The sequence below is a fragment of the Streptomyces sp. NPDC057438 genome, assembly GCF_042802995.1.
Lineage (GTDB): Bacteria > Actinomycetota > Actinomycetes > Streptomycetales > Streptomycetaceae > Streptomyces.
Window position 1 is genome coordinate 105,569 of record NZ_JBHVDD010000005.1, and the last position, 15,491, is coordinate 121,059.

14 protein-coding genes and 1 pseudogene are annotated in these 15,491 nt (G+C 73.5%); 7 read left to right on the forward strand and 8 right to left on the reverse strand.

The genetic code is table 11. The annotated features are described in order from the left end of the window. Positions 1-37: 37 nt before the first annotated feature. Positions 38-715: an HAD family hydrolase gene (locus tag ACFU5F_RS05515; RefSeq protein ID WP_383882322.1), complete on the forward strand. Its 678-nt coding sequence runs from the start codon at positions 38-40 to the stop codon at positions 713-715. A 430-nt stretch (positions 716-1,145) separates the two neighbouring features. Beyond that, positions 1,146-2,174, forward strand: coding sequence for an SDR family oxidoreductase (locus tag ACFU5F_RS05520; protein ID WP_383882325.1), 1,029 nt, complete (start codon positions 1,146-1,148; stop codon positions 2,172-2,174). Between the two features lie 128 nt (positions 2,175-2,302). Here ACFU5F_RS05520 and ACFU5F_RS05525 read toward each other — a convergent pair whose 3' ends face one another. Beyond that, positions 2,303-2,566 carry a hypothetical protein gene (locus ACFU5F_RS05525; RefSeq protein WP_383882328.1) on the reverse strand — a complete coding sequence of 88 codons (264 nt, stop codon included), beginning with the start codon at positions 2,564-2,566 and terminating at the stop codon, positions 2,303-2,305. 113 nt (positions 2,567-2,679) lie between these two features. Beyond that, positions 2,680-3,654, reverse strand: a complete 975-nt coding sequence (locus ACFU5F_RS05530; RefSeq protein WP_383882331.1) for a phosphotransferase family protein — start codon at positions 3,652-3,654, stop codon at positions 2,680-2,682. 147 nt (positions 3,655-3,801) lie between these two features. Here ACFU5F_RS05530 and ACFU5F_RS05535 point away from each other — a divergent pair, with 147 nt between their 5' ends. The 4 genes from ACFU5F_RS05535 (at position 3,802) to ACFU5F_RS05550 (ending at position 8,242) form a co-directional block, all read left to right on the forward strand. Further along, entirely contained in the window at positions 3,802-4,296 is a 495-nt protein-coding gene (locus tag ACFU5F_RS05535; RefSeq protein WP_383882334.1) for an FBP domain-containing protein, read from the forward strand. A gap of 99 nt (positions 4,297-4,395) precedes the next feature. Then, positions 4,396-5,652, forward strand: a complete 1,257-nt coding sequence (locus ACFU5F_RS05540) for an aromatic acid exporter family protein (RefSeq protein WP_383882337.1) — start codon at positions 4,396-4,398, stop codon at positions 5,650-5,652. Between the two features lie 36 nt (positions 5,653-5,688). Continuing rightward, positions 5,689-6,852 carry a GyrI-like domain-containing protein gene (locus ACFU5F_RS05545; protein WP_383882340.1) on the forward strand — a complete coding sequence of 388 codons (1,164 nt, stop codon included), beginning with the start codon at positions 5,689-5,691 and terminating at the stop codon, positions 6,850-6,852. A 145-nt stretch (positions 6,853-6,997) separates the two neighbouring features. Next, positions 6,998-8,242, forward strand: coding sequence for a lactonase family protein (locus ACFU5F_RS05550; RefSeq protein ID WP_383882343.1), 1,245 nt, complete (start codon positions 6,998-7,000; stop codon positions 8,240-8,242). Here ACFU5F_RS05550 and ACFU5F_RS05555 read toward each other — a convergent pair. Further along, positions 8,210-8,935, reverse strand: a complete 726-nt coding sequence (locus ACFU5F_RS05555) for a DUF2470 domain-containing protein (protein WP_383882346.1) — start codon at positions 8,933-8,935, stop codon at positions 8,210-8,212. The genes ACFU5F_RS05550 and ACFU5F_RS05555 overlap by 33 nt on opposite strands. A gap of 128 nt (positions 8,936-9,063) precedes the next feature. Continuing rightward, entirely contained in the window at positions 9,064-9,672 is a 609-nt protein-coding gene (locus ACFU5F_RS05560; RefSeq protein ID WP_383882348.1) for a TetR/AcrR family transcriptional regulator, read from the reverse strand. A 119-nt stretch (positions 9,673-9,791) separates the two neighbouring features. Between ACFU5F_RS05560 and ACFU5F_RS05565 the strand changes: the two genes are divergently transcribed. After that, entirely contained in the window at positions 9,792-11,315 is a 1,524-nt protein-coding gene (locus tag ACFU5F_RS05565; RefSeq protein ID WP_383882351.1) for a cytochrome P450, read from the forward strand. Here the strand turns inward: ACFU5F_RS05565 and ACFU5F_RS05570 are convergent. From ACFU5F_RS05570 to ACFU5F_RS05585, 4 genes and pseudogenes are all read right to left on the reverse strand, one after another. Next, positions 11,283-12,122, reverse strand: coding sequence for a pentapeptide repeat-containing protein (locus ACFU5F_RS05570; RefSeq protein ID WP_383882353.1), 840 nt, complete (start codon positions 12,120-12,122; stop codon positions 11,283-11,285). The genes ACFU5F_RS05565 and ACFU5F_RS05570 overlap by 33 nt on opposite strands. A gap of 49 nt (positions 12,123-12,171) precedes the next feature. Continuing rightward, positions 12,172-12,924: a PIG-L deacetylase family protein gene (locus ACFU5F_RS05575; RefSeq protein WP_383882356.1), complete on the reverse strand. Its 753-nt coding sequence runs from the start codon at positions 12,922-12,924 to the stop codon at positions 12,172-12,174. Positions 12,925-12,946: 22 nt separating this feature from the next. Next, positions 12,947-14,246, reverse strand: a pseudogene (locus ACFU5F_RS05580) (alpha/beta fold hydrolase). A 111-nt stretch (positions 14,247-14,357) separates the two neighbouring features. Further along, entirely contained in the window at positions 14,358-15,383 is a 1,026-nt protein-coding gene (locus ACFU5F_RS05585) for a LacI family DNA-binding transcriptional regulator (protein ID WP_059078472.1), read from the reverse strand. Positions 15,384-15,491 lie beyond the last annotated feature (108 nt).

Here is a 15,491-nt window from a genome sequence, read left to right on the forward strand (position 1 = left end):
ATTCGCAGAAATGTTCCAGGACCGGGAAGGTGAGCCGATGAGCAGGGCTGCTGTCTTCGATGTCGACGGGACCCTCGTCGACACCAATCATCTGCATGTCGTCGCCTGGTGGGAGGCGTTCCGGCAGGGCGGCCATCAGGTGGCCATGCACGACGTGCACCGGGCGGTGGGGCTGCCGTCCGGGGATCTGATCACGCATCTGCTGGGTGAGGAGCGTGATCCGCAGGAGAAGGACGCGCTGAGCGCGGCGCACAAGGCGTTGTACGGGACGTACTTCGACCGCCTGCCCGCGCTGCCGGACGCCGGCCGGCTGCTGCGGCGGCTCGCCGGGCGGGGCTGGAGCGTGGTGCTGGCGACCTCGGCGAGCGGGCCGGAGCTGGCCGCGCTGCGGCGGGCGATCGGGGCCGACGACGCCATCACGGCGACGACGAGCGCGGACGACGTGGCCGAGGGGAAGCCCGCGCCGGATCCGGTCGAGCAGGCCCTGGAGCTGGCGGGCGCGCGGGCCGAGGAGTCGGTGTTCGTCGGGGACACGGTCTGGGACATGCGGGCGGGCGTCCGGGCGGGGGTGCGCTGTGTGGCGGTGCTCTGCGGCGGTGTCCCGAGGGTCGAGCTGGAGGCGGCCGGCGCGGAGGCGGTGTTCCGCAACCCGGCCCATCTGCTGGCCGCACTGGAGGAGAGTCCGCTCGGGCCACCGCTCGGACGGGGGGAATGACCTGGCGACAGACGCTCCGGCGAGCCCTGGGGGACGTGACGTAGATCACCGGCAATGTCCGGATACGTAGGGAACACCCCCTGGTACTTTCCCGTTGAACCAACCGTGGGTGTGGATGGGACAGTGTCCCCGGGCCTCACCTTTGCCCACAGGGACGATCGTTCGGCTGAAGCCCTGTGGAGCCTTTCGCCGAGAGGCGACCGCCGTCCGCACCCACACACAGACCGCCCCGACCGCGATTCCCCCGTCCCGGTCGGGGCTTTCCTCTTGCTCCGGCTCGTTCCGTGCCGTTCGCGCGCCGGGTTCCACCGGACCGCGCCGATGTGCTCGACCGGCCGGACGGTGTGTCCGGTCATGACCGCGTGCTTCCGCGGGGCCCGGGTACTCGTGGGCGGCCCTGGAGGGACGAAGCGCACGAGAGGAGTCAGCGGTGAACGGAGAATCCGGCGGCAGGGTCGTGGTCACGGGAGCCACCGGCAATGTGGGGACGAGTCTGGTGCGGCTGCTCGCCGAGGACGAGCGGGTCGATGAGGTACGGGGGCTGGCACGCCGGGTCCCCGACATGGCACCGGCGAAGACGGACTGGTCGGCCGTGGACCTGGGAGACGAGCAGACCGATCTGGTGAAGGAGTTCGAGGCGGCGGACGCGGTCGTCCATCTCGCCTGGGCGTTCCAGCCGACGCACGACCCGGCCTCGACCTGGCGGACCAATGTGCTGGGCAGCATCCGGGTCTTCGAGGCGGTCGCGGCGGCCAAGGTGCCCACGCTGATCCACGCCTCGTCGGTCGGCGCCTACTCGCCGGGGCCGAAGGACCGCGCGGTGGACGAGTCGTGGCCGACCCACGGCTGGCCGGACGCCGCGTACTGCCGGGAGAAGGCGTATCTGGAGCGCGCCCTGGACTCCTTCGAGCACGAGCATCCCGGGGTGCGGGTGGTGCGGATGCGGCCCGCGTTCCTCTTCAAACGCGAGTCGGCGAGCGAGCAGCGCCGCATCTTCGGCGGGCGGTTCCTGCCGGGGCCGCTCGCGCGGCCGGAACTGCTGCCGTTCCTGCCCGACATCCCCGGGCTGAGGGTGCAGACCCTGCACACCGACGACGCCGCCCGGGCCTACCGGCTGGCGCTGCACGGCGACGCCCGCGGCGCCTTCAACCTCGCGGCGGAGTCGCCCGTGGACGCGGCGCTGCTCAGCGAGGTGCTGGGTTCCCGTCCGGTCAAACTGCCCCGGGCCGCGGTCCGCTCCGCGGTCGCCGCCGCCTGGAACCTGCGGCTGCTGCCCGCCTCACCGCACCTCTTCGACGCGGTGCTGCGGCTGCCGCTGATGGACTGCTCCAAGGCCCGTGACGAGCTGCGCTGGCGGCCGGAGCGCACGGCGGTCGAGGTGCTGGAGGAGTTCCTGGAGGGGCTGCGGCAGGGCGCCGGGGCGGACACCGAACCGCTCCGGGGGCGGAAGGTCGGCTGAGGCCGCCGTCCGCTGCACGGACTCCCGCACATGACGGCGCCTCCCCGGGTCCCACCGGGGAGGCGCCGAGTTCTGCGGGACCTCTGCGACGGCTGCTGACGAAAGGTGTCGGCCCGCGCCGGAGCCTGTCAGCCGGAGGGCTCGTCGGGTACGGGCTGTTCGGGGTGGACGGCGTCCGACCGTGTCTCACCCTGGCGGCCGGTACCGGCCTCGTCCGTGTCGGGAACGTCGGCGTCGCCGTCCCCTGACGCGTCCTCCTCCCGCGCGCCGTCACCGGCGCGCGTCGGAGCCACCTCCCAGGGGTCCTCGCCCTCGTGCGCCTGTTGGTCGGGCATGTCCCTCGGTACGGGCTCCGGGTGCTCGCCGGGACCCTCCAGTCGGTGATCGGTCACGGCGTCTCCTTCCCGCTCCGGTGGTGCGCCGCACGTGTTCCTGTTCCGGTGTGCGCCGCACGCGGGTACCACGGTGTGATCGGCACAAACCAGGGGTGGCGTGGTCCGCGCCGTCAGGACAGGGCGCGCAGCTCCTCCAGCGCCGCCGCTAGCCGCGGCGCCACCTCCTCGCGTCGCCAGGCGACGTCGCCGTCGTCCAGGGCGCGCGGCACCACCTCGACCAGCATGATCAGGTAGAGGTAGCTGCGGTACAGGGCGTAGCGACGGCGGACGGACGGCGTGAAACCGATCTCGCCACCGGCCTCTCGATAGCCCGTCAGGAAGTCGTCGTCCTGCCGGATGTCGTCGAGCAGCGCGAGCGAGACGAAGTCGGCGACCGGGTCGCCCCAGAACATGCGCTCACCGTCGATCAGGCCACCGACGCGGGGCGTCTGCCCGTGTTCGACGAGGATGTTGCCCGGCCACAGGTCGAAGTGGACCAGGCGCGGCACGGTCACCTCGTCGAGGGCGTCGTACGCGGCCCGCGCCGTGCGGGCCACCTCGTCCACGGGCAGGGGCAGCCAGGCCCGGAAGCGGCGGGCGTCGGCGAGCACCCCGTCGTAGATCGCGGTGAAGGCGGTGCGCCAGTCGGCGGCGAGGGGACCGAACGTGCCGGACGGGTAGCCGAAGCCGGGGCCGGTCACGCGGTGGAGGCGGGCCACCAGCCCGCCCAGCTCTCGCCGCACCGGGCCCGACTGGGCGGGCTCCAGGTCGCCCCAGTCGCCGCCGGGGCAGTGGGTGAGCAGGAGATACCGGCCGGCCGGGGCCGACTCGTCGAGGGCCGCGGCGACCACCTGGGGCGCGGGGACGCCGACGGCCGTGGCGGCCCGGCAGAACTCCGCCTCGGCGCCGAGGAGTTCGCTCTCGTAGGCCAGACGGGGAGTCGTGGACGGCGGGGGGATCTTGAGGATCAGCCGGGTGCCGTCGGTCAGGCGCAGTTCCTCCACCGTGTTGTACGTGCCGCCGCCGAGCGGCCGCCGCTCGGTGAGACGTCCGGGCGCCAGCCCCGCCGCCGCCAGGACGAGCCGCGCCCGCTCTCCCTCGTCCACCCAGGTCCCCCTCGTCACATCCGGCCGCACAACAGTGCGACCCTCACACTCTCCCAAATCCATTGGCCTCCCGCCAGAGGGCCGAGTACCTTAGGTGAAAACCTAGTGCCCCTAGTTTACTGGACGCGACTCTCCCTGGAGGAACCCGTGAAGCCCCTCACCGAGCAGGACATCCGCGGCTCGTTCGTCAACTGTTCCAAGGGCGAGGCGAAGCGGATCTTCCTGCCACGCGATCTGGAGCGACGGCCGTGGGACGATCTGGACTTCCTCGGCTGGCGGGATCCGGGCGCGCCCGACCGGAGCTACCTCGTGACGGAGCGGGCGGGACGGCCGGCCGGTGTCACCCTGCGTCTCCCGACCGAGCGGCGCGGCTTTCTGCACCGGAGCATGTGCTCGCTGTGCCTGACGACCCACCGGGGCGGCGGTGTCTCGTTGATGACGGCGCGGAAGGCGGGCGCGGCCGGGCGCGAGGGCAACTCCGTGGGGCTGTACATGTGCGCCGACCTGGCGTGTTCGCTGTACGTACGCGGCAGGAAGGCGCTCGACACGGGGAGCCGCTTCGAGGAGAGCCTCACCACGGAGCAGCAGATAGCCCGGACGGTGGGCAATCTCTCCTCGTTCCTGGACAAGCTGTACGACTGAGCAGGTCCGCGGGCCGCCCGCACTCCTCCCTGGTCACCCGGGGGACTGCCGTCCCCGGTCGGGAGTTCGGTGGAGCCGTGGAAGGGGAACAGCGCAAGGATGCGAGACGTACGTGAGGTGTGGGACCTGATCGGCACGAGGGTCGCCCAATGGCGGCAGGACCCGGTGATCGTGCAGGCGGTGCGGTCTGCTGGGGCCGCCACGGTGGCCTACGCGGTGGCGCTGCAGCTCAGTTCGGAGGCGGCGCCCCTGACGGCACCCCTGACCGCCCTCCTCGTCGTGCAGGTGACCCTCTACTCCACCCTGGTCACGGGCATCCGACGGGTGAACTCGGTGATCGCCGGTGTCGTCATCGCCATCGGTTTCAGTGTCCTCGTGGGCCTCACCTGGTGGAGTCTCGCCCTGATCATCCTGGCCTCGCTCGCGGTGGGACACGCGGTGCGGGTCAGCGAGTTCGTGCCCGAGGTGGCGATCAGCGCGATGCTGGTGCTCGGGGTGACCAGGGTCGGCGACACGGCGTGGGACCGGGTCCTGGAGACGCTGATCGGCGCGGTCGTCGGGCTCGGCTTCAACCTGCTGCTCGCTCCCCCGGTGTGGGTGGAGGCCGCCGGTGAGTCCATCGAGGACCTGGCCCGGCGGATGCGGCGGCTGATGATCCGCGTCGGCGAGGAGGCCGCGGGCCACACCCCGGCGGAGGCCGCGGCGGCCCGGCTCCACGAGGCACGGGAACTCGACTTCGACGTCGTCGAGGTCGACGCGGCCCTCCAGCGGGCCGAGGACAGCCTGAAGCTCAATCCGCGCGTGCGGGAGGGGCTGCTGCACCGGGTCGTGCTGCGCACGGGCCTGGACACCCTGGAGATCTGCACGGTCGTCCTGCGGGTGCTGGCGCGCACCCTGACCGACCTCGCCAAGGAACGGGAGCCGGATCCGCTGTTCCCCGCCCCGGTGGGGGCCGCCGTCGAGCAGCTGCTCGCCGAGATCGGCGACGCCGTGGTCAGCTTCGCGGTGCTGGTGACGACCGATGTCAGCCGCAGTGCCGAGTCCGCGGAGGACCGGCTCACCGCCGAGCTGTCGGCAGCCGCAGCGACCCGCGACAAGCTCGCCCAGCTCCTTCTCGAAGAGGTCCAGCGGGACGCCGGCCAGTGGCAGCTGCACGGCGCCGTGCTGACGGAGGTCAATCGCATACTGGACGAGCTGGACACCGAGCACCGCTCCAAGCGGCTGCTGGAGGAACTCGACCGCTGCACCCGCGAACAGCGCGAGCGCTCCCCCCGGCTCACGCGCCTGCGCGACCGCGTACGCATCGCACGCCCCCGCGGGCGGAACCGGTCCGGCCTCGTCGGACGTACTAAGTGACGTCCACGTGAGGCGCTATCGAGGGGAGCGTACGGAATGGCCGAAGGCGCCGTGCGGATCGACGGGACCACGCTGCAGCTGCCGGGTGGGGTACGGGTGCGCTTCATCCGCACCCTACGCCTGCCGGAAACGGGTACGCACCAGCTCCCGCCCGGACTCGGGGACTTCCCGATCCGCCGGGTCGAGGACTACCCGCACACCGCTCCGGAGGAGATGCGGGCACGCGGCGGGGTGATGCTCCCCGTGTACCTGCGGGAGGCGATGTGGCTGCACTTCGGCGGTTCCACGGAACCGGCCGCGCTGCAGGTGGGCGTCGGCAAGGTGTGCGCGGTGTCGGGCAAGCCGTGGAGCGGCTCGCTCGTCCGTGATCCGCAGAACTACGTCGTGGTGCCGCGTCAGCCGTGGCTGGACGGCATCAACTCCGGCAAGGGCACGGTCCGGCAGTTCGTGGCCGTCCCCCTCGGGCTCGGTGCCACGGTCGAGGGCCAGGTCACCGGCGAGGAGGTGTTCGGCGGGGTCCAGTTGCAGTCGTTCCCGCTGAACGACAAGCAGTTGGCGGTGTGGCGGGAGGAGGAGCGGCTGCGAGCCGAACGGGAGCAGTCGCTCGGCGGGTTGAGTACCACCGCGCTTTTCGCCGGCACGGGCGCGGTGCCGATGCCGCCGCCGGGCGCCGTGCCGATGCCGCCCCCGTCGACCGGCGCTCCGCTGCCCCCTCCGCCCGGGGGTGCCCCGATGCCCGCCGCACCCGGGGGTGCCCCGATGGCGGCTCCTGGCGCGGCTCCGCAGCGCAGCGCTTCCGCCGCCCCGCCCCGGGCGCCCGCCGCGATGGGGCTCGGGGTCGGGGGTTCGATGCGCCAGGAGGTCTACCGGGACACCTGGCCGCGCGGCAGCTGGGCCGGGAGTCCGGCCGGGCGGGTCTTCGTGCATCTGGTGACGCCGCCCGAGTGGCGCCGGATCACGGGCGAGGCCCCGCCGCCGTCGCCGGTGGACCGCGCCGCGTACACCCGGGCGGGGCTGCCCTGGTTCGAGTACTACGACGAGGACGGCCACGACCTCGACCCGGCCGACGCCCTCGGCACGGTGAAGCCGGTCGGCGACTGGCTCGGCGACGACCTCGATCCCTGGCAGGCACCGGCCCCTGGCCAGGTCGAGCCGCTGGGTGACGCGCCGGGCAAGCCGATCCAGGACGGTGACTGGTAGCCGGCCACCTACGGCCGTCGCCGGGCGACGGTGGGCGTCGCACGGCGCGCGGCGCCCACCGCCGTCCTGGCCCCGCCTTTGCGCTGAGGCGTTCGGACCCGTCAAGGTGGTGACGGCCGAGACGAGCGACACCCGAGGTGCACGAATGACGAGCGAGGCGGCGGACCGAGGCGACTGGAGCAGGCGCCGCGTCCTGGGCCTGCTGGCGGGAGCGGCCGGCCTGGCCGGTTGCGCGGGCTCCGACGAGGGGGCCGGATCCACGGCGTCCTCCCCCGCGGCGGACGCGCCGACGACTTCCTCACCGGACACGGAGGCCGGCGCGGCCACGGAGTCCACGACCGCCGCTCCCTCCCCCCGCACCGGCCCCCGGCCGCTCTACATCGGCACGTACACCTCGGCCGAGGGCGGCGGTCCCGGGATCGGCGTGGCGACGTACGACGCACGGAGCGGCCGTGTCGCGGGCAAGGGGACGATCACCGGGGTCCCCGACCCGTCGTATCTCGCCGTGCACCCGGACGGCCGCACGCTGTACGCCGTGAACGAGCGCACGCGGGGCGGGTTGACCGCCGTACGGCTGTCCGACCGCAGGGTTCTCGGCACCCGGAGCAGCGGCGGCGAGGCGCCCTGCCATCTGTCGGTGCACCCGGGCGGGCGGTGGCTGCTGAGTGCCGACTACGGCTCCGGCAGCGTCGCCGTGCACCCGGTGGAGGAGTCGGGGGCGCTGGGCGAGCGCACGGATCTGGTGGTGCACCGCAGTCCGGCGCCGGGTCCGGGGCAGGACGGTCCGCACGCGCACCAGATCGTCACCAGTCCCGACGGCGGTCATGTCCTCGCCGTCGACCTGGGCACCGACACGGTCTACACCTATCGGCTGGACGAGTCCCGGGGCACGCTCACCGAGGTCTCCCGGGCACGTACCCGGCCGGGTGCCGGGCCCCGGCACCTCACCTTCCATCCCGGGGGCCGGTACGCCTATCTGGCCAACGAGGCCGACAACACGGTCGTGGTCTGCGCCTACGACCCCGGCAGCGGGCGGCTCACCCCGGGCGACCCGCAGACCACGGGGACGGGAGCGGGCACGAACTACCCGGCGCAGCTGGTCGTGACGCCGGACGGCTCGTACGCCTATCTCGCCAACCGGGGGCACGACAGTCTGACCCGCTACGCCGTGGAGGCGGACGGCGCACGGCTGCGGCTCCTGGACACCGTGCCGGCCGGCGGGGACTTCCCGCGCCAGATCGCGCTGTCGCCGGACGGGGGCCTGCTGTTCGCCGCGCTGCAGCGGTCGAGCGCGGTCAGCGTCTTCCGGGTCGAGGCCGGCAGCGGTGAACTGCGGCGCGCGGGCGGAGCGTTCGCGTCACCCGTCGCCGTCTGTGCGCTGCCGCTGTAGGGCGCGGGGACAGGACGCGGCGCTCGCCTGGGAGAGCAGGACGTGCATGCGCTCGGTGAGCTGCGCCAGGTCGTCGGCGGGTTTGTGGAACGTCAGGCGGACGTCGCCGTCGCCGCGGGCGCGCTCGACGCGCAGGGTCAGGCCGTGCCGGTCGACGGCGAGCGGCTGGACGCGGACGGCGCCGTGCAGGCTGTCGTGCGGGACGAGCCGGGTGAGGCGTTTCACGGCGTCGGGGTGCGCGTCGGCGAGGTGGGTCAGCAGCCGGGACTCGGCGGTGACCAGCGGGTCGGGCTCGGCCGCGGCGAACTCGTCGAGGTCGACCACGACCGCGCCGGAGGGCTCGCGCAGCACGATGCGGGTGGGCCGGAACTCCAGATCGCCGTCCCCGGACGTGAACCAGCCGGCGATCCACAGCCGGGCCCGGATGCGGCCGCGCACCGGGACGGGCGCCACGTCGGCGAACTCCAGCACGGCGGACGGCTCGCCGCGCGGCGCGCAGATGGCGGCGGCGACCAGCGTGCTGTCCTCGGGGACGCGCAGGATCACCCGGCCGTCCTCCGTGACGCTGTGCGCGCCGACGAACTCCTCGCGGCCGCCGTCGGCGGTCACCGCGCAGGACCACGCCGCGGCGAGCACCGAGCGGGCACGCTCCGCCGCGGCGGGCGCGGCCGTCCAGGTGTGACGGTCACCCATCCCAAACCTCCATTAGGTAAGCCTTGCCTAACCTATCGAAGATCGGGGCGTACGCCAACCACCGCCAGGCCGTTCCGCGAAAGTTTTCCCTCGGCGCCGCACAGCCGAGTACGAACGGACAACCCGGTTCAGGGCGTGAGCACGCCGAACAGCGCCCGCGCGCACAGGTCCCGCACCTGCTCACGGGAGAGCTCCGCGCCCCGCAGCCACTCCAGACAGACGGCCGTCGTGAACGACAACCACCCGCGCACGGCGAGCCGCATCTCGGGCCGCCCGTCGAGCGCCGCCCCGAACTCGGCGTCCGACGCCAGCGCCGCCAGGATCTGCGCCTCCTGCACCGCCAGCGCCCGCTGGTAGACCCTGCGCACGGTCTGGTCCCCGGTGGCGTCGGCCCGGTGGAAGGCCCGGAACCCGTGGGCGTGCTCCTCGACATGGGCGAGGAAGGCGTCGAGCCCGTTGGCGAGCCGCTCACGGGCCGACCGGCCCGGGGCGGGCGTCATGATCCGCAGCATCCGCTCGCTCTCGCGCTCCACGACGGCGGCGAAGAAGTCCCGCTTGTTCGGGAAGTAGTGGTAGAGCAGACCGCGGGATACACCGGCTATCTCGGCCACCTGCTCGATCCACACATCGTCGTAGGGGCTCTCCGAGAAGAGCCGGGCGCCGACCGCGAGAAGCTGCTCCCGGCGCTCCTCGGTGCTGAGCCGGCGACGCGGGCGCTCTCCCTGCCTGGCTGCCATGACGGTCACCTTACTTGACGTGGATTCAACAAGGGGACGAGACTGGGCCCACTATTGAACCCGAGTACAACAGCCGCGACGGCCCCCGGGCACGCCGTGCGCGCGAGGGAGATGTGGTCATGACGGCGACGACAGCGGCCACGGCGATCAGCGGCTTCCGCAGCGCTGAGCTGGGCTGGCCCGAACTCCACCGGATACCCCACCCGCCGTACCGGATCCCCCTGGTCGGCGACGTGCTCGGCACGAACGTGCGGACGCCGGTCCAGGAATCGGTGCGGCTCGGGCAGCGACTCGGGCCGATCTTCCGGCGGAAGGCGTTCGGCAAGGAGATCGTGTTCGTCGGGGGCGCGGGACTCGCGGCCGAGATGGCGGACGAGTCCCGGTTCGCCAAGCATGTGGGCGTGGGGGTCGCCAATCTGCGGCCGGTGGCCGGGGACGGCCTCTTCACGGCGTACAACCACGAGCCGAACTGGCAGCTGGCGCACGACGTCCTCGCCCCGGGCTTCGGCCGGGAGGCCATGGCCGGCTACCACCCGATGATGCTGGACGTCGCCGAACGGCTGATCGAGCACTGGGACCGGGCGGAGACGGCGGGCTCCCCCGTGGACGTGCCCGGCGACATGACCAAGCTGACCCTGGAGACGATCGCCCGCACCGGCTTCGGCCACGACTTCGGCTCCTTCGAGCGCACCCGCCCGCACCCGTTCGTCGCCGCCATGGTCGGCACCCTGACCTACGCGCAGCGGCGCAACGTCGTCCCCGACCCCCTGGTCCCGGTGCTCCTGCGGGGCGCGGCACGGCAGAACCGGGCGGACACGGCGTACCTGAACGAGACGGTCGACGCGGTGGTGCGGGCCCGGCGCTCCCCCGGCGGCGGTGGCCGGGGCGCCGGTGACGGCGACCTGCTCGACCGGATGCTGGAGACCGCGCACCCGGAGACCGGCGAGCGGCTGTCCGCCGAGAACGTCCGGCGCCAGGTCATCACCTTCCTGGTGGCCGGGCACGAGACCACCTCCGGTGCCCTGTCCTTCGCTCTGCACTACCTCGCCCGGTACCCGGAGCCGGCCGCCCGTGCCCGCGCCGAGGTGGACCGGGTGTGGGGCGGCGCCGCGCGGCCCGGCTACGAGCAGGTCGCCAAACTGCGGTACGTCCGCCGGGTGCTGGACGAGGCGCTGCGGCTGTGGCCCACCGCGCCCGCCTTCTCGCGGGAGGCCCGCGAGGACACCGTGCTGGACGGGGTCCACCCGATGCGACGGGGCGCCTGGGCGCTGGTGCTGACGTCGATGCTGCACCGGGACCCCGAGGTCTGGGGCGCGGACGCGGAGCGGTTCGACCCGGACCGCTTCGACGCGGCGGCCGTACGCGGCCGGCCCCCGCACACGTTCAAGCCGTTCGGCACGGGGGCGCGGGCCTGCATCGGCCGTCAGTTCGCGCTCCACGAGGCGACGCTGGTGCTGGGGCTGCTGCTGCGCCGGTACGACCTGACGCCGGAGCCGGGGTACCGGCTGCGGGTGGTGGAGCGGCTGACGCTGATGCCGGACGGGCTGCGGCTGCGGGTACGGCGGCGGGCGGGTGCGGGGACGGGCGCCCCGCAGGCACCAAAGTCGCCGTCAGGCCGTCCAGTGAGCGGGGCGGGTGACTGAGGCCGGCAGCCGGGTCCCGGCGCTGCCGCGGGCCGCTTCGAGCTGGGGCTGGGTCAGGAAGAAGGCGCCGGTCAGGTCCGCGTCGCCGAGGTCGGTGTCACGGAGGTCGGCGCCGATCAGGTCCGCGCCCCGCAGGTCGGCCCCGGTGAGGTCGGCCGCGATGAGGTAGGCGCCGCGCAGGTCCGCCCCGCGCAGGTCGGCGCCCCTGAGGCGGGCTCCCATGAGGTCGGCGCCGCGCCGGTTCCGCCCGCGTCCGGCGCCCGCCCGCACGAGGGCGCTGACCCGCAGCAGCAGCTCGTTGACGCGCTGCCGGTGCGCGGCGACGTCCAGCTCGCCCAGTTCCTCGGGCGTCCCCGCGGCCAGCCGCTCGGTCTCCACGCGCACCCGGCGCAGGTCGGCGTGCACCGGACGGGCGGCGGGAAGCGTCAGCGCCTCGGTCACGTACCGGAGCAGCTCGTGGAGCTGGCGTACGACCGGGAAGACGTCGAACATCCGCCGGGCGTGCTCGGGGCCGCCCGTACGCCAGCTCACGCCCTCGAAGGTGGCCTGCGAGACCCGCTGTCCGGCGCCGAAGCAGTCGTAGACCGTGCAGCCGCCGAAGCCCTCGGCCCGCAGCCGGGTGTGAATACCGCACCGGAAGTCGTCCCCGAGGTTGCCGCACGCCCTGCCCGCGGGCTTGTCGACGGCGAAGTCCGCCGAGGCGGCGAAGGGCAGGGCGACACAGCACAGGCCGAAGCAGCTGCCGCAGTCCGCACGCAGGTCGCGCAGTTCGTACCGGCCCACGGCATCGGCGGATCCTTGTTCCATGAGGTTCACCCTAACGAGGACTCGCCGGGCGGCACGCAGGCCCGGCCCCTCAGCGGGGGAACACCTCGAAGGCCACGGCCGGGCGGCCGCCGAACCTCTCCCCCGTGGTCCGGGCGTGGCCCGTGAGGAAGTCGCGGACGTACGTCTCGGGGTCCTCCTGCGTGAGCACGTCGAGGTAGCTGCGGTGTTCCAGGAGGGACGCGACGGCCCGGTCGAGGCCGTTCGTGGCGTCCACCGCGTGGGTGGGCTCGGCGGAACCGGCGACGGCGACCCAGCGGACGCCGTCCCAGGGCTCAAGGCCCTGGTCGACCAGCTCGGGGAAGATCCAGCGGTTCCCGGCGTCCCCGGCGGCGTCCAGGGTGGCGCGGCCCACCGCCACGTGGTCGGGGGTGTTCCAGACGACCCCGCCCCAGGTGTCGCGGTGGTTGAGGGTGATGACCAGCTCGGGGCGGTGCCGGCGGATGGCCGCCGCGATGTCCCGGCGCAGGGCGGGCCCGTACGCGACGACGCCGTCCTCGTGGTCGAGGAACTCGACCCGCGTCACGCCCACGACGGCCGCGCTCGCGCGCTGCTCCCGCTCCCGCAACGGGCCGCACCGGGCGGGCTCCAGGGTGTCGATGCCCGCCTCGCCGCGCGTCGCCAGGACGTAGACGACCTCGCGGCCCTCGTCCGTCCACCCGGCGATCGCCGCCGAGCAGCCGTACTCCAGGTCGTCCGGGTGGGCCACGACCGCGAGGGCGCGCCGCCAGTCGTCGGGCATGGGCGCGAGCTGTTCCGGCTGGTCCTTCCGCGGCTCTGTCATGAACGCACAGTAGCCGCGCCGCTCACACCTCGTCCCGGGCGAGCGCGAGGAGCCGGTCCAGCACGCGCGGTCCCCCGGCCCGTACACCGTCGTGCTCGAACTCGTCCGTGACCCAGGTGCGCAGCCCGCGGACGGCACGGGCGGTCCGCAGGGAGTGGTCCGTCCACGTACATGTCGTCGTGGTAGACGGCGGCGGCGACCGGGACCTCGTTGCGGGCGAGGCGCTCCGGGTCGTAGAGGGGCAGCCAGCCCCGGTCCTCGGCGAGGCTCTCCGCCGTCTCGCGCAGCGGGCGCAGGGCGGGGTCGTTCTCGAACATCCAGGGGTGCACGGACTCGCCCGTGAAGAGGACCGGGTCGTCGCCCGTCAGTGCCTTGGCGGCGTCGAACTGCGGGAACCGCCGGCGCACCCGCTCGGCCGCCCAGCCCGTGGGGCCCGGGTCCTGGCCGTAGCACGCCTCGTGCAGAAGCGCGTACAGCGGGTGGCCCGCGTACGACAGCAGGCCCTGGACCTCCTCCTGGAAGGCGTCGGAGAGGGCGTGCCCCGTGGGGGTGCGGACGAAGGCGTCCTCCAGCAGGAAGTGCAGCCGGTGGCTGCCGTCGCCGCGGCCGAGGAGGATGCCGAGGGACTGGAACGCCTCGACGGTGAGGCGGTAGCCGTTCGGGAGGACGGTGTCGTGCCGCAGGAGGTGCTCGGCGACCCGCCGGGTCCGCTCGACGTCCTGCGGGTAGCGGGCGTAGTGCGCGGCGACCTTGCGTTCGATGCGCGGGAAGGCTGCCTGGTAGACCTCTTCGGCGCTCGCGTCGAGGGAGGGCAGTCCGCCGGTGATGACGACGGTGCTCAGTGCCTCGGGCGCCTCGGAGAGATAGGTGACCGCGCAGAAGCCGCCGAAGCTCTGGCCGAGCACGGTCCAGGGGGCGCCGCCGGTGACCTCGGGGCGGATGGCCTCGCAGTCGCGGACGATGGAGTCGGCTCGGAAGTGGGCGAGGTAGTCGGCCTGTTCGATGGGGCCGCCGCGCAGCGGGAGGGTCTGGCGGTTGGCGGGGGTGGAGGCACCCGTGCCGCGCTGGTCGAGCAGCAGGACCCGGTACTCCTCCAGGGCCCGGCCGAGCCATGCCTCGCGGCCGACGAAGCGGTTCGCCCCGAAGCCGGGGCCGCCCTGCAGATAGACCAGCCAGGGTAGTTCGGCGGTCGCCCGGTCGCTCGCGACGATCTCGCGCGCGTAGAGCTCGATCCGCTCCCCCGCCGGGCGGTCGTGGTCGAGGGGGACGGTGAAGCGTCGGTCGGTGAGGACGACACCGGGCTGCCGGTAGCTGACGGACAACGGGGCTCCCTGAGCGGACGAATTCCAGGCCGTGGTCCAGTCCAGCACAGATTCTCCGCCCGGCCGACTCCGTGGATCAAGAAGATCCCGGAATCTCTGCTGAATGACCGCTCAGCGAGCCGAGAGGCTGGAGCGCCGCACCACCAGTTCCGGCTGGAGGACGACTCTTCGGTGCTCGTGCCGGACGAGCGCCGTCTCGGCCTCGGTCTCCTCCAGCAGGAGTTCGGCGGCGAGGGCGCCCATGGTGACGGCGGGCTGCCGTACGGAGGTGAGGGGGACGGCGGCCGCGGCGGCGAACTCGATGTCGTCGTAGCCGACGATCGCGAGGTCGTCGGGGACGCTCACCCCGGCCGCGTACATGGCCTGGAGCACGCCGAGGGCGAGCAGGTCGTTGGCGCAGAAGACGGCGGTGGGGCGGTCGACGAGGCCCAGCAGGCGGGCGCCCGCGTCCCGGCCGGCGGCCACGTCGAGGCGTTCGGTGGGCAGCTCGCGCAGGGCGTCGGCGCCGAGCCCCGCCTCACGCAGCGCGTTGAGGGCGCCGGTACGGCGGTCCCGGACCTGGTTGAATCCCGCCGGTCCGCTGACGTACGCGAGGGAACGGTGGCCGGCGTCGATCAGGTGCCGCACGGCCAGGGTGCCGCCCGCGACGTCGTCGACGGAGACCGAGCACTCGGTGGTGCCCTCGGCGACCCGGTCGACGAGGACGAAGGGGATGCCGTGGCGGCGGAACGCCGCGATGTTGCGGCCGGTCGCGTCGGCGGGGGTGAGCAGCACGCCGCGCACCCGCTGCTCGGCGAACAGGGAGAGGTACTCGGACTCCTCGCCCGCGCTCTGCGCGCTGTTGCAGACCATCACGCCGAGTCCGGCGTCGCGCGCGGCCCTCTCGGCACCGCGCGCGACGTCGACGAAGAAGGGGTTGCCCATGTCGAGCACGAGCAGCCCCATGATCCTGCTCCGTCCGGCCCGCAGCTGGCGCGCCGACTCGCTGCGGACATAGCCGAGGCGGTCGATCGCGGCCAGCACCCGGGCCCGGGTCCCGGAGGCCACCGAGTCGGGCCGGTTGATGACGTTGGAGACCGTGCCGACGGATACTCCGGCGGCTGCGGCGACGTCCTTGATACCCACCGGCTGCGACATCGGACGGGGACCTCCAGGAAGGTGCGGAGCGGCGGGCGTACGTTCACATTACCGTCACGGTCACACCGGGAACGGCCCGGCAGGACGCGGGAATGTCGCCCTTGTACG